Annotated in this window: 12 protein-coding genes; 10 read left to right on the top strand and 2 right to left on the bottom strand. The window is 46.4% G+C overall.

Annotated elements, in window-relative coordinates; translation table 11 throughout:
* Window positions 1–17: 17 nt before the first annotated feature.
* Together GFS24_RS00510 and GFS24_RS00505 are read right to left on the bottom strand one after the other, a co-directional pair.
* Entirely contained in the window at window positions 18–3,389 is a 3,372-nt protein-coding gene (locus tag GFS24_RS00510) for a SusC/RagA family TonB-linked outer membrane protein (RefSeq protein ID WP_153657615.1), read from the bottom strand.
* Between the two features lie 327 nt (window positions 3,390–3,716).
* On the bottom strand, window positions 3,717–5,744 hold the full coding sequence (locus GFS24_RS00505) for a hypothetical protein (RefSeq protein WP_153657614.1): 2,028 nt from the start codon (window positions 5,742–5,744) through the stop codon (window positions 3,717–3,719).
* A 144-nt stretch (window positions 5,745–5,888) separates the two neighbouring features.
* Between GFS24_RS00505 and GFS24_RS00500 the strand changes: the two genes are divergently transcribed.
* The 10 genes from GFS24_RS00500 (at window position 5,889) to GFS24_RS00455 (ending at window position 20,883) form a co-directional block, all read left to right on the top strand.
* Complete coding sequence (locus GFS24_RS00500) at window positions 5,889–6,497, top strand: RNA polymerase sigma factor (protein ID WP_153657613.1); 609 nt, start codon at window positions 5,889–5,891, stop codon at window positions 6,495–6,497.
* Between the two features lie 82 nt (window positions 6,498–6,579).
* Window positions 6,580–7,725 carry a FecR family protein gene (locus GFS24_RS00495; protein WP_153657612.1) on the top strand — a complete coding sequence of 382 codons (1,146 nt, stop codon included), beginning with the start codon at window positions 6,580–6,582 and terminating at the stop codon, window positions 7,723–7,725.
* A gap of 248 nt (window positions 7,726–7,973) precedes the next feature.
* Window positions 7,974–11,336 (top strand): SusC/RagA family TonB-linked outer membrane protein, encoded by a 3,363-nt coding sequence (locus GFS24_RS00490; RefSeq protein ID WP_153657611.1) that lies wholly within the window; start codon window positions 7,974–7,976, stop codon window positions 11,334–11,336.
* A gap of 11 nt (window positions 11,337–11,347) precedes the next feature.
* Window positions 11,348–12,808, top strand: coding sequence for a RagB/SusD family nutrient uptake outer membrane protein (locus tag GFS24_RS00485; RefSeq protein WP_153657610.1), 1,461 nt, complete (start codon window positions 11,348–11,350; stop codon window positions 12,806–12,808).
* A gap of 18 nt (window positions 12,809–12,826) precedes the next feature.
* A complete protein-coding gene (locus GFS24_RS00480; protein ID WP_153657609.1) occupies window positions 12,827–13,525 on the top strand; it encodes a DUF4843 domain-containing protein in 699 nt (232 codons plus the stop codon).
* A 20-nt stretch (window positions 13,526–13,545) separates the two neighbouring features.
* Window positions 13,546–15,045, top strand: coding sequence for a PKD-like family lipoprotein (locus GFS24_RS00475; RefSeq protein ID WP_153657608.1), 1,500 nt, complete (start codon window positions 13,546–13,548; stop codon window positions 15,043–15,045).
* A gap of 9 nt (window positions 15,046–15,054) precedes the next feature.
* Window positions 15,055–15,975, top strand: a complete 921-nt coding sequence (locus GFS24_RS00470; protein WP_153657607.1) for an ABC transporter ATP-binding protein — start codon at window positions 15,055–15,057, stop codon at window positions 15,973–15,975.
* Window positions 15,972–18,260 (top strand): Gldg family protein, encoded by a 2,289-nt coding sequence (locus GFS24_RS00465; RefSeq protein ID WP_153657606.1) that lies wholly within the window; start codon window positions 15,972–15,974, stop codon window positions 18,258–18,260. The genes GFS24_RS00470 and GFS24_RS00465 overlap by 4 nt, the downstream gene beginning before the upstream one ends.
* Before the next feature lie 44 nt (window positions 18,261–18,304).
* Window positions 18,305–19,633: a DNA mismatch repair protein gene (locus tag GFS24_RS00460; protein ID WP_153657605.1), complete on the top strand. Its 1,329-nt coding sequence runs from the start codon at window positions 18,305–18,307 to the stop codon at window positions 19,631–19,633.
* A complete protein-coding gene (locus GFS24_RS00455; protein WP_153657604.1) occupies window positions 19,630–20,883 on the top strand; it encodes a DNA mismatch repair protein in 1,254 nt (417 codons plus the stop codon). Before GFS24_RS00460 ends, GFS24_RS00455 begins: the two co-directional genes overlap by 4 nt.
* Window positions 20,884–20,917: the final 34 nt, after the last annotated feature.

The following is a 20,917-nucleotide window of genomic DNA, read 5'->3' as shown; positions in this document are numbered from 1 at the left end:
TACGCTGAAATACCTTCTTAGAAGTTTGTATTCAGAGAAAATCCAAATTGTCTGAAATAAGGCGTACCACCATTCTCAATAAATGCACCGCTGCTGGTAGAACTCAGGTTATCCGGGTTCACACCGTCAGGAGCGCTGTTATACAGGAAGAAGAGGTTACGACCTATCACGGAGGCCCTGAGATTATTCAGTTTCAATTTATTAGCAATACCCTGAGGCAGGTCATAAGTCAGTGATATTTCACGTACAGATACCCATGAAGATTCAAACATACTGGCTTGTCTGATACCGAACTGCCATCCATAAGTACGGTCATAATAATCAGGAGCAGGGTTAGGCTTGATGAATTTTTTCTCTAATGCCTCCGCTACCGTCATACCACCAACATCATGTTGCACACCATCTCCGCTCACATTAGCAGGTATCACTGTGCCTGCTGCAAATACACCTTGTGGCACAATACCGTCGAAGCGATCTCCAGGAGCCTGACCATTGTAGTTGGATTTGCTGGTATATTTCAAACCGCCCAGATCTGTAGTACGCCCGGGTAATGTTCTGTTTATCATACCATACTGTGAGCCAAATGCCAGTGTAGTAGAATAAACATCCCCACCGATCTTACTATCCAGGAATACACTAAGGGCAAGTCTTTTATAGTTAAAAGTATTACGGAGGCTACCCAGGAATTTAGGAAGCGTGGAACCGATCACAGGATCAGTAGTACCACCCATTAAACCATTATAGCTACCGGCTCTCAGGTAATAAACTACCGGATCACCCAATCTGCCACCTGCTGCATCGAAACCTACTACCGGCAAACCGTTCAATGGGCTGCTTGTATTGTTGCCGCTACCATCTTTTGCCTGATAAGAAGCATAAGCATAAGGAGCACGGATAGCACCATACTCTCCGCCCGGCTGACCTACTGAATAGATGTTATCTCCTTCATCCAGCATTGCAAACTTGGCACCTAATGCTAAACTAACGATCGTATTTCTGTTGCGTGTATAGTTAAAGAGAACGTCCCATGAGAAATTCGTTGTTTTAACAGGTGTTCCGAACAGTGAGATCTCTATACCCTGGTTCCGCACCTTTCCACCATTCACCAGTGCTTTTGAAGCACCTGATTCCGGAGGGGTTAAAAATGCCTGGATCTGATTCTTTGAATCCTGCCTGTATACGGTAACATCACCACCAAGCCTGTTGGAGAACATCTTAAATTCTAAACCGGCCTCCATCTTTGCGTTACGTACAGGTACAAGGTTTGGATTTCCCAATGTACCTGATGTGAAACCATACCTGAGGATACTCGCGCCACTGGCATCTGTATAAACGCCGGCAGATGTATAGGAACCTGTACTGGTATTGTATGCATCTGTACCACCACCCGCTTCTACATAAGAAAGACGCAGTTTACCAAAATCAACGGCTTTGGGTAACTTGAACAGATCGGTGAACACAAAAGCCAGGTCCGCACCAGGATAGAAGTAGGAATAATCGCCATGCCCATCAGGGTATACAAGCGAACTGTTCCAGTCATTACGGCCATAAAGGTTCAATGTCAGGTAATCCCTGAATCCGATGCTGCTTTGAAAGAACAAAGAACCTGTTTGTAATTCCTTCTCTTTTTCTTCCCTGGTTTCCGGTCTGTCCCTTGAGTTGATAAGACGGAAAAGATCAGGCGTAACCAAACCATTCGCGCTGGACCAAAGACCACTTTGTTTAGACTGATTGAATTCACCACCACCTTGTACCAACAGGTCAATAACACCTAATTTCTTTATAAAATTCAAACTGCCCCTGTGGCGGTATTGTTTAACGGATATATTACTGGTTGTATAATCACCACCATTAAAACCTGCATCTTTACCTCTTACTTTAGCAGTATAATCTGTTCCAAATGTGCTGAGGGATGTACTTCCTTCAAAACGAAGCCATGGAGTAAGGTCAGCTCTCAGGTTCAAACCTGCTCTCAGACTATTTTCCCTTTGCTCATATGCATTCTGCTCAAGGGCCCAGAAAGCGTTGGAAGCATCTGAGATATCCCTGTTTGTATAACCACCTACAGTGGTATCCACATAATTACTTCTCCAATAATTTATATCATAGTTCCTTGGTACGCCGTAGCTGGTGGCATACAAAAGTGAATTGCCACCCTGAAAAGCAGGGTTTTTGGTTACACTCGTTGTATAGGAAGTATTCACATCCAGCAACACGCCTTTACCAGGACGGTGTGTACCCCTGAAGCTGAAGCTATTTCTGTCCAGACCATTGTTAGGCGTGGCAGACTTTGCGCCGAGATTAGAGTAAGAAAAACGGAAAGTAGTTTTATCATTACCGCCGGAAATTCCAATATTCGTATTACGGTTAATACCGGTTTCATACAGGTCCAGCACATCGTTGTAACCTGTTGTATTAGCACGGTATTTACCAGAGAAATCTTTAAACATCTGGCCTTTCATTTCAGGACCAAAACCGTAATAATAATAGGTGGGATCAACCTCCAAAGTATCGTTCAGGCCTTTATTCCAGTCATTGCCATGGATACCTCCTCCAAAACGATTTTGCAGGTCTACTGTTTTATAAGCGCGCTCAAACATCATAGAATGGGAGAAAGAAACACCCAATCCTTTCTGAGAAAAACCTTTTTTTGTTCTGATCAGGATCACGCCATTGGAAGCTTTGCTACCATATAACGCAGTAACGGCACCACCTTTCAGTACAGAGATGGACTCAATATCATCCGGGTTGATGTCTTTCAAAATGTTACCAAAATCCTGTTCACCACCGCGGTTAGGCAATACCACATTATCGTCCATCACAATATCATCCACTACTATCAGCGGTGTGTTTTTATACGGGTCCAGGCTGGCACTACCCCTGATCTGAAATCTTACAGAAGCCTGCGGACCACCCACGTTTGGAGAAACCTGCAAACCTGCTACCATACCTTGTAAAGCAGCAATAGGGTTCACCGCTGCGGTCTTCCGGATATCATCACCGGAAACCTGTGTAACAGCGTACCCTAAGTTCCTTTTAGCCCGGCTTTCACCAAACCCTGTAACCACTACTTCATTTAAACTCCTGGAATCTTCCTGCATCGTTACATCAATAGATGTGTTTGCACCTACAGCAACTTCTTTCTTTGCAAACCCAACGTAGGTAAAAACAAGTGTGGCAGAAGGTGCCACAGACAAACGGTAGAACCCGTTAGCGTCCGAAAATGTGGCGTTCCTGGTTCCCTTTTCCAGCACCGTAACGCCAATAACTATCCCACCCTTACTGTCCGTGACAGTACCGGTGATAGTTTGTTTTTGTTGCGCTAGCAGGGAGGACGTGGCGCTGAATAGCAGCAACGTCAGCATTAGAAATGCATGAGATGTTCGCATTGCAATTAGAATTTTGGTTTGACTATAAATAAAAACTTCTCAGATAATTTGTCCTGGAATCATTGCCTCTGGTTGAGGAAGGCAAGTATCATTAAACGTTAGAATTGTGTTAAATCCCGATCTACTTCATGGTATTGATTACGAAAGTAGGAAATACTTTTGAAAAAAAATAAGAAGTCCAATCTATTTTTTATAATCCTATCATGTCTTTAACAAACTACTAGACAAGTTAATAAGGGGTCAAACAGCTGTAACCGGGCCTTCAGCACATAAAAAAAGAGGCCCGAAGGCCTCTTAAAAGTGAAATATTTGTTAAAGCTATTTTTGTCAATCCAGCCAGATAGGTTGGGTAAATGCTCCGTTTACTGCCACATCCCATACCTCCACCCTCACCCATTTCCTGTTCTTCAGGTCGGGTTTAAAGGTAAATTCCTTCTGCCCAAAGGCTTTTGTCTGATCCAGGCTGATCCGCTCCTTGTATACTTTGACCCCATCTCCGGAAATGATAGTTACATGGTTCAGGGGGAACGTCCAGTTAATGTTCATCGTTATTTTAGTATGATCAGGAGACAGTTTACAGGAGGGGATCAGCACCTCCCCGGTTGTTACAAAGAATTTCCCCTGCTGCATGGCATCCAGGATGGGCTGCCAGCTGTCTTCATATTCAGGTAGTTTATCTAACTGGAGATAATTCACGTTCAGGTGGGCATACATTTCGTTCTCCGGCTTAATGGTAAAGAGGTCCGCTTCCGCCAGCACATGCTTTTTCCCTCCCCAGTTGGCCATATCATCCAGCAGATCGAGTACACGAATACCTAACCGGTCTATAGAAAGGTCGGCTGGCATTGCTTTCCAGGCCGCACCAAAAAAGCGGTCTGATGTGAAGAAGGGTTCCTGCCTGTATTTATCCGGGAAACCGGTGGAACCCTTTGTCCTGGGATGAGCCGTCCAGGCTAAGCCGTTCTCCACTTCCAGGAGCTTCAGCATCTCTTCTTTATTGCCTATCCGGTATACCTTTCCGTATTGCGGATCCGTTTCCACAAAAGGCGCATCCCCCTTGCGGGACATGATCCAGTACACGGGTTTAGGGAAGAAGTTCAACCAGTGGCCACCATAGAATTCATTGGGTTCTTCTCCCGGCAGTAACAGAAAACCATCTTTAGAGAATTGCTTACACATATCAAACAGCGTTTTCAGTTCCAGCAACCGCTGGGCATCCGGCCCTTTGGGATGTGCCGTGTAGTGAAACTCCGCGAGGTGAACGATGTTGATACCAGTACTCCTGAATACTTTCATAAAATCAGGATCTTCCGGTAAGGGTTTACCCTTCAGTATCTCGTTCATCACAACCTCATTATGGAAATGGCTGCTCATGGTCTTATATCCGGGCAGCGGCACATAAGTATCTCCGTGTGTAAACTTTTTCACTGCTTCCAGTGCGCCGGTAGCATTCTTTGCATCCAGCAGGCAAAAGAAGTTCAGGCGTTGCTGTGTATTAGGCGGTGCGTTAAACCAGGGTACCCAGCGGTTATCGCCCATAGGATCCTGCCTGATCCCTAATCCAAACCCTGTAGCTGATTGCCGGTAATCCTTTCCATACCAGGTGAACTTCAAATTAAACGCTTCATCCAGCGGATAAAAATATTGATGCGGTGCAGGGAATACTGCGAGGCTGCCTTGTTTGTTTTCCCCGATAATGGTCCTGTATTTTACAGCCAGGTTCACACTGCTGTCTGCCACAGCTGTTGCGGATTGCATACGGCCCTCCGTATCTGACCAGGCAATGTTATCCCATACTTTATCTTTACTCACCAATCCTGCATCATATAAGATAGCAGTGGAATCAACAGCAGTAGACATGACTGCGGCCACATTGAACAAAGGACTTCCATTATATATAGTGATCTCTATGTTACCGCTGAATGGCCCTGCCGAGATCTCTCCTATCCTTACTATTGTACGGGAGCCAACACTGAGCACACTTGCTTTCTTCCTGTTCTGCTGCGCTGTAAAAGTTTGCCTTGGCAGCTTATTCGTTTTATCGAAAAAAATGTTCCAGCCATTCTGTGATACAAGATCTCTCTTACCTGTGGTGAGCAGAAAAACAGGATCCAGCTGCCGGGCCAGTTCAGTTGCATTTAACTGTAAACTCCGCAACAAAGCGCCCTCCCGGTTAAGATTAAAAACAAGCTTTCCCTGCCGGGCATCTCCTGCCGGCCATGTAACTGTTAACTGATCACGGCTCACTGCGGCTTTTGCTTCTCCTTTTTTATTGAATGCAGAAAGATCTACGGGCACCTGTGCATTAGCGTGGAATGCAACCATTACTATAAACAGCAGTCGGAGTCGATGCATGTGGAATTATTTAAGGGTTTCTCCAAGATAATAAAAGATCGGCTTTTGTTTTTTATTACCCTTCATAACGGTGATTATCGCTTTCTTCAATTTTTAACTACATTTAGCAGATAAAACCGCATAATTGGGGGCGGAATGTTCTGAATGCATTATAATACTGAAACTGACAACGAACAAGAATTGCTCAGGCGCCTGGCTGAGGGGGATAACAGCGCCTTCGATATCATTTTCAGGAACTTCTACCAACCGCTTTGTTATTTCGCAGAAAAACTAACGCAGGAAGCCGCAGTGGCCCAGGACATGGCAGCAGACTGTTTCTTCAAGATCATGCAGCAGCGCAGGGAATTCCCTTCCATGGCTGCCCTCCGTTCCTTTTTATATACGATCGTCCGCAACAATTGCCTGGACTATATTAAAACACAAAAGCGCCACACGGCAGGTAATATTGAATTTGGCCTGCTGGCAGAATATACGGACGAGAGCATAGAACGCCGGATCATTATGACGGAAGTGCTCGCCTCCATTAACCAAAGCATCCAGGCGCTGCCGGACAAGTACAGGGAAATCATGGAACTCGCCCTTGTTGAAGGGATGAAGAACGAAGCCATCGCTGCCCACCTGGGCATTGCCCACCAAACTGTCCGGAATCATAAATCTGCCGGGCTGAAACTTTTACGCCTTGCCATTGCCGGCAGGGACGATCTATCCTCCCTTCTTCTTTTCTCCTGTTTGTGGTATCTCGAAAGATTTTAAAAAAATCTTCCGGCTGCCGGGTACAAAACATTCCGGTAGTCGTTCTAGTGTTATCAATCCATTAAATAAACCCAACGTATACATGCAGGACAGGCCATTTTATATCAGCCAGCTTATTAATAAGCAGCTCAGGGGAGAACTTTCCCGGGAAGAAGAAACCGTGTTGGCGGAATGGCTGGCTGCTGCGCCAGAGAACCAGGCTTTGCTGGATGAACTGCATACGGAAGGCCGTATTGGAGAAGAATTACAGCAGCTGCGAAAGTTTGATCTGGAAGAAGGGCGCAGGATCATTGAAGGGAAGTTGAAAGCTGCCACACCGCGTGTTTCCATTTTCCGCCGTTACCGGATAGCTGCGGCCGCCGCTGTACTATTATTACTGGCAACGGGTACATATATGCTGCAGCAACGCAGTAAGCAAAACGCTGTTCCTGTAATTGTGCAGGATATTGCACCGGGCACAGATAAAGCGATACTCACCCTCGCAGACGGATCAAAGGTAACGCTGGACAGCAGCGGCAACCAGGTGCTCCAACAGGGAAGCGCCACTGTACGCCAGCATGGCGGTCAATTATTATATGATGCACATGATGATAACATAACCGTAAGTTATAATACCCTCACCACTCCTCGTGGCGGGCAATTCCGGATCACACTGCCGGATGGCACAAGGGTGTGGATGAATGCCGTTTCTTCTTTACGCTTCCCTACGGCTTTCACCGGTAAGGAAAGGAATGTGGAAGTGACGGGGGAAGCCTACTTTGAAGTAACGCAGGATGCAGGCAAACCTTTTATCGTACAAATCAATAACCAAACGAAAGTAGAAGTACTGGGTACACATTTCAATGTGAACGCCTATACAGATGAAGCTGCACTGGAAACCACCCTCCTGGAAGGACGGGTACGGGTACAGGGGACCATTTTGCAACCAGGCCAGCAGGCCCGTGTAACAACGGATGGCGCTGTGAAAGTAGTAAAGGATGTGAATGTAGATCAGGTAGTTGCCTGGAAGAACGGTGCCTTCAATTTCGAGGATAAAACACTGCCGGAAGTAATGCGGCAGCTGGCGCGCTGGTATGATGTGCAGGTAGTGTATGAAGGTAAGATACCAGACATTGTATTTTCAGGGGAAATGGGCCGTGGGCTTAGCCTTTCTCAATGCCTTACTATCCTGGAAAAGATGAATGTGCATTTCCGGGTAGAAGGAAAAACGCTTGTTGTTATGCCGTAAACTTTAGAATAAACAAAGGCCATAAAAAAGCCGCTATGGAAAGTGGGTTTCCGCAGCGGCTGAATAATGGCCTTTAAACAGGAAAGTCCTGGTGGGACAATTTATTTATTAACCAAGATCAATGCAAAAGTATGCAAAAAATTGCGCTTTGTAGGCGGATTCCTCATGCCTTGACATGCCGTTCCTTTACCAGCCCGGTGGTACAAAATACCCGGGGCTCGCGGTATGCAACCAAAATTCTGAGAGTGATGAAATTAACGACATTCTTACTAACGCTCGGGCTGATGAGTGTATACGCCAAGGGCGTATCGCAGCAGGTGACTTACTCCGGCGAAAAAGTACAGCTGACGGATGTATTTAAAGAGATCAAAAAGCAAACCGGCTTTTTCGTGATCTCTGAAAAGACCTTGCTGAAAAATGCACGGCCTGTTACGGTGAGCGCTGTAAAGCAGCCGCTGGAAGTATTCCTGCAAAATGTATTGCAAGGTCAGCGCCTTAGTTTTACGATCGAGAAAAACACGATCGTTATTTCTGTGGAAACCTCACCAGGTAATAATGTATGGTTGCCGGCCACTCCTGTGCAAGCCGCCGCACCTGTTACGGGTACAGTATACGGGCCTGATGCCAAACCACTGCAAGGTGTAAGCATTATGATCAAAGGCACCAATACCGGCGTTTCTTCCGATGATAAAGGAAGGTTCAGCATTAATGCCACACCAGGCCAGGTGCTCATTGTTTCTTATGTGGGTATGCAGCTGCAGGAAGTTAAAGTAGGCACTGCAACGGACATCACCGTGACCCTTAAATTAAGTCCCACCAAACTGGGAGATTTTGTAGTAACGGGCTACAACCCGGTACGTAAAGAAAGTTTTACGGGTAACGCCATTCGTATAGACCAGGAGCAGATATTAAAAGTCGGTAACCGGAACGTGTTGCAGATACTACAGGTATTCGATCCCTCCTTCCGCCTTGAAAAAAACAACCTGATGGGCTCCGATCCTAATACGGTGCCCGACTTTTATATCCGCGGCCGTTCAGGCATTGGCTTAAAGGAACTGGATGCATCCAGCGTTTCTGCAGCTGCGCTGGTGAACAATCCCAACCTGCCCATCTTTATCATGGATGGTTATGAAGTAGGTGCAGAGAAAGTATATGACTATGATCCGAACAGGATCAAATCCATCACCATCCTGAAAGATGCTGCAGCTACTGCTATCTATGGTTCCCGCGCGGCGAATGGTGTGATCGTGATTGAAACAGTGCCACCTGCACCGGGTAAATTATCTGTTAACTATAACGTAGTTACTTCTCTCACTTTACCAGACCTTTCTGATTACAACCTGATGAACGCCAGTGAAAAACTGGAAGCGGAAAGACTGTCTGGTGTTTATAGTCCTGCTACCGGCACTACCTCTGCCCTGCTGGATGAATACATCAAGAAACGTAACCAGGTGGCTAAAGGTGTGAATACGGACTGGATCGCACAACCACTCCGGAATGAGTTCAACCAGAAACATACCCTGTATGTGGATGGCGGTAGCGACATGGTACGCTTTGGTTTCCTGATGAAATACGATAAACAGAACGGCGTGATGAAAGGTTCCTCCAGGGAACGTTCCGGCGCAGGTTTCACATTGGATTACCGTGGTAAAAAATTCCAGGTACGCAACGATGTAACGTATGATATCGTGAACTCCGTTAACTCACCATATGGCAACTTCAGCGACTATACCTTAAAAGCGCCTTATGATGAAATGATGGATAAGAATGGCATCATTCAGAAGAATACCAACACCTGGCATAGTGGAGAAACATCCCTGCTGAACCTGGTGAACCCGCTGTATGAAGTGATGAAAACCAAAAACTTTTCCAAAAGCGGTTATCAGACATTAGCGAACAACCTCTCGCTGAACTGGAACATTATGCCGCACTGGCAATTACGCGGTCAATTGGCATTATCTAAATCCATGAGCAATACAAAGGATTTTGTTGATCCTGCTTCCGGCCGGTATGCAATCACTGCTACTACCGATTTTACAGACATTGGTTCTTTAGCACTCACCAGTTCTGATGTGATCACCATCAACACTAACCTCTTCACCAATTATGTGAATACGATCGGCAACCATAACATCAACTTCTCCCTCGGTCTGAACACCAATGAAATGACCCAGGATGGAGATGCTATGGTCTATACTGGTTTCCCTTCCGGTACGCAGAACACTCCCAATTTCGCCAGCAAGCTAAAAGAAAAGCCGGTATATTCCGATAACCATACCCGCCTGTTCGGCTCTTTCCTGGCATTGAACTATTCCTATAAAGATATTTACCTGTTAGATGTATCTGCCCGTCTGGACGGATCTTCACAGTTCGGAACGGAAAGGAAATACGCTCCTTTCTGGTCAGTAGGTGCCGGTATCAACCTGCATAAATATGCTTTCCTGGCAGATCATCCTTTCATCAGCCGCGCACGTATCACTGCCAATATGGGGCAATTGGGCAAAACCAACTTTCCTCCCTATGCTGCCCAGGATATGTATCAACGTTCTCCGAACTGGTACAGAACGGGTGTAGGCGCTTCCCTCATTTATTTAGGGAACACCGGCCTGAACTGGGAAAAAACAAATTCTTACGACCTGATCTTCGACATGGGATTCCTGAAAGACCGGATCACGGTGAATGTGGATCTGTATAACAAGATGACGAACGATCTCGTGAATGATGTAGACCTCCCGTTATCATCTGGTTTTAAAACCTATAAAGACAATATCGGTAAGATACAGAACCGTGGTATAGAGCTGGCAGTAAGAGCAGAGATCATCCATCAAAAAGATGTGCTGGTAGCCGTGTACGGAAACTTTGCCTCTAACAGGAACACACTGATGAACGTTTCCCAGTCCCTGAAAAAATACAACGACCTGGTAAATGCCCAGTACAATGGTTATACAAATGGTGTTGGCAACAAACCCGGCAACCAGGGCAGGTTCTCCACCCCTCACGTGAAATATGTAGAAGGCCAGTCCATCACAGCCATGTATGGCATGAAATCCCTGGGCATCAACCCCATGGACGGTAAAGAGGTATTTATGAGGCCTGATGGCACCATCACTTACGATTGGAACGCAGCAGACCAGGTAGTAATAGGAGATCCTACTCCCAAAGGCCAGGGTGCTTTTGGCCTCAACGTAGGTTACAAGCAGTTCACCCTCTTTGCTTCTTTCATGTATGAATATGGCGGACAGGAATACAATTATACATTGGTGAACAAAGTTGAGAATGTAGACCTCTATAACAAGAATGCAGACAAACGGGTACTTACCCAGCGCTGGATAAAACCAGGTGATGTTACCATGCTGAAGAATATTGCGGATGCTGCCTGGACCACCCTGCCAACTTCCCGTTTTATGCAGGATTACAATGCACTCACCGTTAACTCTCTTAGCCTTGGCTACAATTTTAAAAGGGACTGGTTAAGGCAATACCATATCAATCTGCTGAAGCTGCAGCTGAGCACCAATAACCTGGCTACTATATCCAGTGTGAAACAGGAAAGAGGGCTGAGCTATCCTTTTGCCAGAACATTTGACTTCTCCTTAAACGTAACATTCTAAAATATTACAGTATGAAACGTACGATATTACCGGCTTTGATGAGTGTGTTATTATTTTCCGGCTGTAATAAATGGCTGGATGTAAAACCCTCTGCACAGTCCAACGACACACAGATCTTTGGAGATGCAGATGGCGTAAAAACGGCCGTGAATGGTCTCTACCAGGGGATCTCTACCGGTGACCTTTATGGAAGAGAACTTACCTGGGGCCTGAACAGTGCATTGGGGCAGGATTACAATGTAACCAAGATCAGGAACGAACATGTGCAGGTTACCAACCTGGCGTTCACCAACTCTGCCCTCGTGCCTGTTATTTCCGGCATCTGGGCAAATTCCTTTAATGTTATTGCTAACTGCAATAAAATAATAGGAGAAGTAAAAGGGAAAGAAGACGCCTTCTTCCCGCAAGGGCTTACAGAAAAGAACCTGATACTGGGTGAAGCCATTGCCATACGCGCGCTGATGCATTTTGAAATGCTGCGCCTGTTTGCACCGGCTCCCCTGAATGACAGAGCAGGCAGATACATGCCTTATCAGTCAGTGTACCCTACCCGCTTCTCTCCTGCTTTATCTACAACAGAAATTATCCAGCGCATCACGGCAGACCTGGATACCGCCCAGCAGCTGGTGTCCGCCAACGACACTATCCTGAACAAAAACGCTATGAGTGGTGGTTTGAATGCCTTGCTGAGCGGCAGTGTTAGTGCCAATGGAGGCCTGTTCTTCTCTTATCGTATGAACCGCCTGAACTTTGTGGCTATCCATGCGCTCATGGCACGTGTTTATCTTTACGCAGGAGATCGTGTGAATGCAAAGAAGGAAGCAGAGTTTGTGTACAGAGGATACGGCCCCGCAGGCAGGAACAAGTGGTTTGCTTTCACTTCAGAAGTGAACTCCAAAGGTCCGAACCGCTATATAAAACTGGCAGACGATATTCTTTTTGCAGCATACGATCCTAATCTCGCCCCCGCTATCAGGACCTACAAAAATACGATCACTAATCCCAGTGTCATGTATGCGATTGCAGATGTGCCTGCCTGGTTCCCTCCTACAGAGCGGGACTACAGGGCCAATATCATTGCTGCGGATAATTCATCCGACAAATGGATTGAGCTAACAGGTACTACCGGCAACAATATCATTCCACAGAATTTTATCATGCCGGTGGTCCGCCTTTCGGAGATGTATTATATCTACAGCGAATGCCTGTATGAAGAAGGCAGTACCAGCGATGCACTGAAAATACTGAACGAGATCCGCATTGCACGGGGCAAGACCACCAATTTCACAGATGCCTCCCGCGAAGGATTTTACACGGAACTGTTTAATGAATACCGCAAGGAGTTCATCGCCGAAGGGCAGACAATATTTGCCTACAAAAGATTGAAGAGACCTATGATGATCGGTACGAAACGGATAGAAATAGACAACCGCTTTGTATTACCGTTACCGGATGGCGAAATCAATTTTTAACCTGCAAACAAAACAACCATGACTAAAAGATATATCACAGCCCTGGTTTTATGGATGGCCGCCATGAGCGCCTGCAAAAAACAGGACATACCCACTTATAGCGGAGAGCGCTATGTGCAATTCGTAAACGCACAGCAGGATACCGCATCCCTTTCCTTTTTCTTTTACCCTAACCAGGGCCAGGTGATCCTGAAGTTACCGGTGAAGTTAACGGGTATGATGACCACTGAGGACCTGCATTATAAGATTGAAATAGATACTGCCACTACTGCGTCAGCGGACCATTATAACCTTGCCCAGGAATTTGTGTTCCGCAAAGGCATGGCTACTGATACTGCTTTCCTTACCATCATCAACAAACCAGACCTGGCCACAAACATGCAGCTCGTAGCTGTTCGTATCACTGGTGGCAATGGTGTACAAGCTGGTCAGACCGCTTATGTACGCCGGATCTTCAAGATAAGTGATATGGTGAGCAAACCAGCCTGGTGGGATGCTGCTATGGAAACGACTTACCTGGGCAAATACACGGAACGGAAATTCAGGAAGTTCATGGAGGTAACCAATATTGGTGACCTCTCTGGCCTGACTCCCGGAGAACAACGCGGCTACATGCTGGAGTTTAAGTACTACCTCATCCAGATGAAAGATGCAGGCACGCCTGTGCTGGAAGATGATGGTACAGATATGCTTTCAACAGTCAAGATAATCGGGTGATCCCTCAAACAATCAACACAATGAAACATCTTATCAATATCATAGCTGGTGTTCTTTGCATAACCGCCCTGAATGGTTGCCTGAAAGACACTGGTAATTATAAATATAGCACCGGCAGAGAAGTTGCCATTACTATCCCTATCTCTCAATACAATGCTTTCCTGGGAGATACCACCCGCGTAATTCCTAACCGGAAATACAAGGTACCAGAGGACAATACCTCCTATGGCCACGAATGGTATATAGACGGCAAATTGTATTCCACAGATTCCGTACTGGCTTTCGCAGGAAATGTAGCGGGACTCCGTACGGTGAACTATTACATGATCGATGAAAAGAACGGTGGTATTTCTTTCGCCGCACCTGTTTTCTGGATCTTTGTAAGTTCTCCGCTCACACAGGGCTGGGGCGTGCTGTATGAAAAAGAAGGCAAATCAGAACTGGGCCATGTGCGCATCACCAATGGTGAATACTTTGATTATACAGACTTGTATAAAACAAATAACAATGGCGCAGAGCTGGGTGCCGGGCCGGTTAAGATCAAGGACTTTGCTGTAAGAGGCGGCCGTGGCCTGTTTGTGATCCAACGCGGAGGACAGGGGCCTGTGGAACTGGATGCTGCCAATATGAAAAAGATGCTGGTAAACACACAGGCCTGGACCAGTGGGGTGCCTGCCAACTTCACCCCAACAGACATGGGCTTCTACTCTACCTCTGATTTCCTCGTGAATAACAATGGCGATCTCTACAGCCGTGCATTCAACGGAGCACTTCCTTATACGGTCCCTTTTATCAGTTCAGCGGTGAATATTCCCCGTGGGATTAAGATAACAGATATCTGGGATTCATTCTCCGGTACCAGCACCTTTGCCATGATGTATGACAAGCTGAACAAACGGGTACTGCGGATGCGTACAAATGTATTCGTCACCAATGGCGGTGTAACCATCGATACCCTGATATTGCCCACCACGCCTTATCCTGCCAACTATTCTCCATTGCAGAACCTTGGTAACTGGGAATATGTATGGGGAGGCACTTTCAACGATATAAACACATCTATGGATGCTGCAATGATCCTTCGCAATCCTGCAGATCAGCAACTCTATTACCAGACGTTTAACTATACTATTTCCAACGTTGGTGCTGAAAAGCTGACACCGAAAAGCAGGATACTCTTCCCTGCCAGGCAGTACATCACAACATCTACGTTATACGCACCTTTAAAGACCCGGGATTACCTGTTCTTCACCGGTGGCGCCAACAACGAAATGTTGTATTACTATGATGTGAAATCAGAAAGTATCGTTAAACTCTATACACAGTTCTCCAGCCGCATCAATGTGATCACTTCTGCCGATGATTCCAACTCACTGGCAGTAGGATTGGAAGATGGCACCTTTGTGCTGTTCGATGTATCCAATGCGCAGATCATTGCAGGTGTGAGTAAAGAACTGCACCGTTTCAGCGGCCTGGGCAGAGTAGTAGATATTGCAGTGAAGAGTGGCAAAACGAATTAATCCATATTTATGTCAATAGTGAAAGTAGAAAACCTGTCGCACCGCTACAGCGTGCAATGGGCCATCAGGGATATTAATTTCGAATTAACCAAGAATGGGATTTACGGATTGCTCGGCGCCAATGGCGCCGGGAAATCCACCATTATGAATATCATGTGTGGTGTATTACGCCAGACAGAAGGAGAAGTTTTCATCAAAGGCATCAATCTCCGCAAGGACCCTGTAAACGCTAAAAAACATCTTGGCTTTTTACCGCAGCAGCCTCCTTTGAACCCGGACCTGACGGTGGAAGAATATCTCACACACTGCGCGAATATGCGGTTAATGAACAGTGCTTCTGTTGCAGGTGCGGTGAAAGAAGTGATGGGCAAATGCCAGGTAAGCCATTACGCCAAAAGGTTATTGCGTAACCTTTCCGGTGGTTACCAGCAACGGGTGGGTATTGCACAGGCCATCATTCATAAACCGGATTTTGTGGTACTGGATGAACCTACCAATGGCCTGGACCCTAACCAGATCCTGGAAGTGCGCGGGCTGATCAGGGAGATCGCAGAAGAGAGAACGGTTGTATTATCCACACACATCCTGCAGGAAGTACAGGCGCTGTGCGATCATATCTGGCTGATCAATGAAGGTGGGATCACCTTCTCCGGTCCGCTGGAAGAGTTTGACAGTTTTGTACAGCCTTCCACTCTAACCTTATCGCTCCTCAATCCTCCAAGGATTGAAGTATTGCAAAGTTTAGAAGGTGTGCTGGAAGTAGAAGAGATGGGTCGTACTAAGTTCAGGATCCATGCGGCAGATACGCAGGAAACCATCGAGCTGATCGTAGCGGCCAGTATTCAACTGAACTGGCGGCTGGTAGAAGTTTCAACAGAGAAGAACTCTCTTGAAACTGTGTTTGCGGAATTCACCAAAAAGAAATCATGAAGACAATCTATAAATTAGCAAAGACCGAATTAAAAACGCTGTTCTTCTCCCCTGTGGCCTGGTTCATTCTTGTGGTGCTGGCTATCCAGGCGGGCGTGCTGTACCTGGAAAGGTTAAACGGCCAGGTGAAACTGCAGATCATGAACTGGCCACTCACAAGTGCAACGTTGGGTACGTTTGCTGGTCAGCGTGGGTTGTTCACTTCTATGCTGGGGTATCTTTACCTCTACATTCCCCTGCTCACCATGGGGATCATGAGCCGGGAAACCAGCAGTGGATCTATTAAATTATTATACTCTTCTCCGCTCACCAACACGCAGATCATACTGGGTAAATACCTGGCACTGATGATATACGGCCTGGCACTGGTGGGAGTATTGGGCATTTTCAGTTTGCATGCTATCGGCATTATTCACGCGGCAGATGTTCCGGCCATCCTGACCGGCCTGCTGGGCCTGTACCTGCTGATATGCGCTTATGCGGCTATCGGGCTGTTCATGTCCTCCCTTACTACTTATGCAGTAGTAGCAGCTATCGGTACACTGGCTACGTTTGCTGTACTTAATTTTATGAAAGGCATGTGGCAGGATATTCCATTTGTAAGGGATATTACTTACTGGTTGGCTATTTCCGGCCGTGCCAATACTTTCATAGCAGGTTTATTCACAACGGAAGATTTCTTATACTTCCTGCTGGTGATCTGCCTGTTCCTGGGTCTTTCTATCCTGAAGCTCCAACAGGGGCGGCAAAAAAGCCCACGTGGTGTTAACTTTGCACGTTATGCGGGTATCATTGCCATTACCATGCTTATCGGGTATTTCAGTGCTAAACCATCGCTGAAGTTTGTGTACGACAGTACTGCCATGAAGGTGAATACGCTTACCCAAAACAGCCAGGAAGTACTGAAAAAATTAACGGGTGATGTAACCATCACCACCTATGTTAATATGCTGGACCAGACGTATTCCATGGCCCTGCCTGCTTATTACAAGATGGATGTGGAACGTTTTGATCAATACCTGCGCTTCAAACCTGAGATGAAGATGGAGTATGTGTATTACTACCACAAGGGGAACAATTCCTTTTTGGATAAGCAATACCCTAAACTTAGTGATAAGCAGCGTATCGATACCATGGCCCAGATCTATGACTGGGACTTCAAAATTGCGCCTTACAAAGAGATAACCGGCAAAGTAGATCTTGCAGGTGAAGACTACCGGCTGGTGCGTGTTATTGAACGGGCAAACGGTAAAAAAACCTTCCTGCGGGTGTATGATGATCTCATGCGGTACCCTGCGGAAGCAGAGATCACGGCTGCCTTTAAGCGTTTGGTAACAGACCTGCCGGTGGTAGGTTTTGTAACAGGACATGGAGAAAGGGAAAGCAATGGTGAGAACGATCGTGGCTACAAAAAGTTTACACAGGAAAAAACTTTCCGCCATGCACTGATCAACAATGGTTTTGATTTTACGGATGTATCACTGGAAAAACCAGTGCCAGACAGTATCCGTATACTGGTGATAGCGGAAATGAAACAGGCCATGACGGAAACTGAAATGGCTAACCTGCAGGCTTATATCACCAAAGGGGGGAACCTGTTGATAGCAGGCGAACCTGGCCGCCAGGAACAGATGAATACTGTTACAGCACAATTGGGTGTACAATTCATGCCCGGTGTACTGGTAAAACATTCTACTAAATTACAAGCCAACGTGCTGGCGGTGAAACCCACAGGCGAAGGCGCTGCATTTTCCTATTTCCTGGAAGATATGGCGAAAAACAAAGTAGTAGCTACGATGCCTACAGCAGCTGGCCTCAGCTTTACAACCGATAAAGGATATGCTGTAAAAACACTCTTTACTTCTGATTCCACAAATAGCTGGAATGAACTGGAGACCACCAACTTTGTGGATGATTCCGCTATCTGCAATCCGGCTGTGGGAGAGATCATGCAACCTTACCCTGTTGTGCTGGCCCTCTCCCGCAAAGTGAACAACCGGGAGCAACACATCATTGTAACCGGTGATGCGGATTGGCTGAGCAATGGCGAACTGGGCATGGCCCGCAATGTGCGTGCTTCCAATTTCTCGCTGAGCGACGCATCCTTCTCCTGGTTATCAGATAATGAAGCACCGGTAGATATGCGCCGTGAAGCATCTCCGGATACATCACTCACCATCCGGGATAAGGGATTAAAAACATCCATCATCTTCCTGCGTTGGCTGCTGCCGGGCGTACTGGCCGCTATCGGGCTGATCATCTGGATACGCCGCAGAGGCAGATAAATTTTATATGGCGCAGCATGGGCTGCGCCTTTATTCTGAGAAGTATGAGCTTTATAACTGATAAGCAAACCCTGGATGACCTGAATATTTTTGGTAAGCGGAACGGTCATTCCATTTATGCCATTTTTAACCGCACTGCTACCCGCGGTGGCGCTGAAGCACTGGAACATATGTTTCAGTGCCCCTTATCTACCGTTGCAGAAATTAACCGCCGCAGTGAACTGATCCGGTACTTTGCAGCCATTAAGGTTACGTTCCCTTTCAACGGCGGCCTCTTTGATGCAGCAGAACAATACCTCTCCGGTACGGATACAAGAAGCAAACTAACGCAGGAGGATAATACACTCAGCAGGAAACTCAACAACCTGCTCGGTGCGGATTCTGCATTTAAACAGGTGAGCGAAGGCGTTGCTGCCACCGGCACTATCCTGGCCATACTCAGGGATTTTGTACAATCACTGGGCACTGCGGACACTCCTTACAGCACGGAAATAAAAGAGATCAACAGCATTCTGTCAGAGCCAGACCTTGCACGTATATTGCCTGAAGCAGCAGCCGGCAAACTCTCCTATGAGAGAACTGCCGCCTGCGACCAGGTGTTACGATATGTATACCGGGATAAGATCAGGAAACTATTCTACCGCATCTACCACCTGGATGTATATATTTCCGTAGCTACGGTGGCCGCTACACGTAATTTTGTTTTTCCTGTTGCACTGAGCAACGAGGAACATGTTATCCGGCTGGAAGGTGTGTATCATCCACAGCTGGATAATCCGATAGCCAACACCTTACACATTACACCAACGCAGAACATTGTTTTTCTTACCGGCGCCAATATGGCCGGCAAGTCTACTTTCATGAAATCCCTGGGCATTGCTGTTTTTCTTGCACACATGGGTTTCCCTGTGGCGGCGGCGCATATGGAATTCTCTGTCAGGGATGGCATGTACACCACCATCAACCTGCCGGATAATCTCAGCATGGGTTACAGTCATTTTTATGCGGAAGTACTGCGCCTGAAAAAAGTAGCGGCGGAACTGGGGCGGTCAAAAAACCTGTTCGTTATTTTCGATGAACTGTTCCGTGGTACCAATGTAAAGGATGCATATGAAGCTACGGTAGCTATTACCGCTGCTTTTGCACAAAAGCGGAATTCCATGTTCGTTATTTCCACACACATCATTGAAGCTGGAGAAGTGTTGAAAGCACAGTGCGATAATATCAACTTCAGTTACCTGCCTACGCTGATGGATGGGAATAAACCTGTTTATACGCATAAGCTGGTCTCCGGCATCACGGCGGACCGGCATGGCATGGTGATCATCAACAACGAAGGCATTATTGATATTCTTAAAAGCAGGGTGATATGAGTTTTATTGCAGATAAACAAACACTGGATGATCTGAACCTGATCGGTAAATACAATAACAGCAGTATCCTGCATCTTTTCAGAGGTGTAAAAACACGTGGTGGTGAAAAGCAGCTGGAGCAAATGTTCCAGTTTCCGCTTACTGATGCAGAAGCCATTAACCACCGCAGTAGTATGTTCCGGTACTTTGGCGACAAAGCCTTCCTATTCCCTTTCACGGGCGAGCAGGTGGATGTTGCAGCTGCTTATCTGAGCTCCGGCGGAAATATTTTGCAAATGAAACTGCAAAGTTATATCGGATTACCAGCTGCGTATGAGCAACTCACGGAAGGCCTTAAAGCCACACTAAAATTGTTGCAGACCCTGAAAACTTTTTTGCAGGATATAGATCAACCGGATTGGGATCCTGTGAAACGCACCCTGCAAAATATCCCGGTTGCTGCAGCAGAACTCTCCCTGTTCAACCTGCTGAAATATGATCGTTTGATCCGGCATAAACTGAACCGGGAAGTAAAGGAGATCATGCAGGCAGTATACCTGCTGGATGTGTACATCTCTGTATCCGCGATAGCTGTTGCGAAAGGATTCAATTATGCACAGGCTTTGCCTGCGGACAAAAACATTATCCGGGTAACCGGCCTCTATCATCCCCGTTTGGATAAAGGGATAACGAATAACATTGCAGCAGACGGGAACAGCAACGTGATCTTCTTAACCGGCGCTAATATGGCCGGGAAATCCACGTTCATGAAATCGTTCGGCATATCCTTGTATCTCGCACATATGGGATTCCCTGTGGCTGCACAAAAAATGGAATTCTCCGTGAAGGATGGTATCTATTCTTCCATCAATGTACCGGATAATCTGAGCCTGGGTTACAGTCATTTTTATGCGGAAGTATTGCGTGTAAAAAAGGTAGCACAAGAAGTAAGCACCGGGAAGAACCTGCTGGTTATTTTTGACGAACTATTCAAAGGCACGAATGTGAAAGATGCGCACGATGCTACCTTATCGGTATCGGCAGCTTTTTCTGAAAACAGGAATTGTTCTTTTATTATTTCAACACACATTATTGAAGTGGGAGAAGCACTTAAAGAAAGCTGCAACAACTTCCAGTTTGTGTACCTGCCTACGGTGATGAATGGAACCGTACCTACTTATACTTATAAATTACAGGAAGGAATTACGGAGGACAGGCATGGGATGATGATCATAGAAAATGAAGGGATCCTGGGTATGATACTAAAATAAAAAACGGCCAGATAGTTATCTGGCCGTTTTTTAT

Origin of the sequence: Chitinophaga sp. SYP-B3965, from assembly GCF_009647655.1 — a bacterium.
Classification (GTDB): Bacteria; Bacteroidota; Bacteroidia; order Chitinophagales; family Chitinophagaceae; genus Chitinophaga.
This window is presented reverse-complemented; position numbering and strand designations above follow the sequence as displayed.

Coding starts and splice junctions, on each gene's coding strand:
- GFS24_RS00470 (WP_153657607.1), top strand. CDS start 15,055: ATGTCAATAGTGAAAGTAGAAAACCTGTCGCACCGCTACAGCGTGCAA.
- GFS24_RS00455 (WP_153657604.1), top strand. CDS start 19,630: ATGAGTTTTATTGCAGATAAACAAACACTGGATGATCTGAACCTGATC.
- GFS24_RS00465 (WP_153657606.1), top strand. CDS start 15,972: ATGAAGACAATCTATAAATTAGCAAAGACCGAATTAAAAACGCTGTTC.
- GFS24_RS00495 (WP_153657612.1), top strand. CDS start 6,580: ATGCAGGACAGGCCATTTTATATCAGCCAGCTTATTAATAAGCAGCTC.
- GFS24_RS00460 (WP_153657605.1), top strand. CDS start 18,305: ATGAGCTTTATAACTGATAAGCAAACCCTGGATGACCTGAATATTTTT.
- GFS24_RS00500 (WP_153657613.1), top strand. CDS start 5,889: ATGCATTATAATACTGAAACTGACAACGAACAAGAATTGCTCAGGCGC.
- GFS24_RS00490 (WP_153657611.1), top strand. CDS start 7,974: ATGAAATTAACGACATTCTTACTAACGCTCGGGCTGATGAGTGTATAC.
- GFS24_RS00505 (WP_153657614.1), bottom strand. CDS start 5,744: ATGCATCGACTCCGACTGCTGTTTATAGTAATGGTTGCATTCCACGCT.
- GFS24_RS00485 (WP_153657610.1), top strand. CDS start 11,348: ATGAAACGTACGATATTACCGGCTTTGATGAGTGTGTTATTATTTTCC.
- GFS24_RS00480 (WP_153657609.1), top strand. CDS start 12,827: ATGACTAAAAGATATATCACAGCCCTGGTTTTATGGATGGCCGCCATG.
- GFS24_RS00475 (WP_153657608.1), top strand. CDS start 13,546: ATGAAACATCTTATCAATATCATAGCTGGTGTTCTTTGCATAACCGCC.
- GFS24_RS00510 (WP_153657615.1), bottom strand. CDS start 3,389: ATGCGAACATCTCATGCATTTCTAATGCTGACGTTGCTGCTATTCAGC.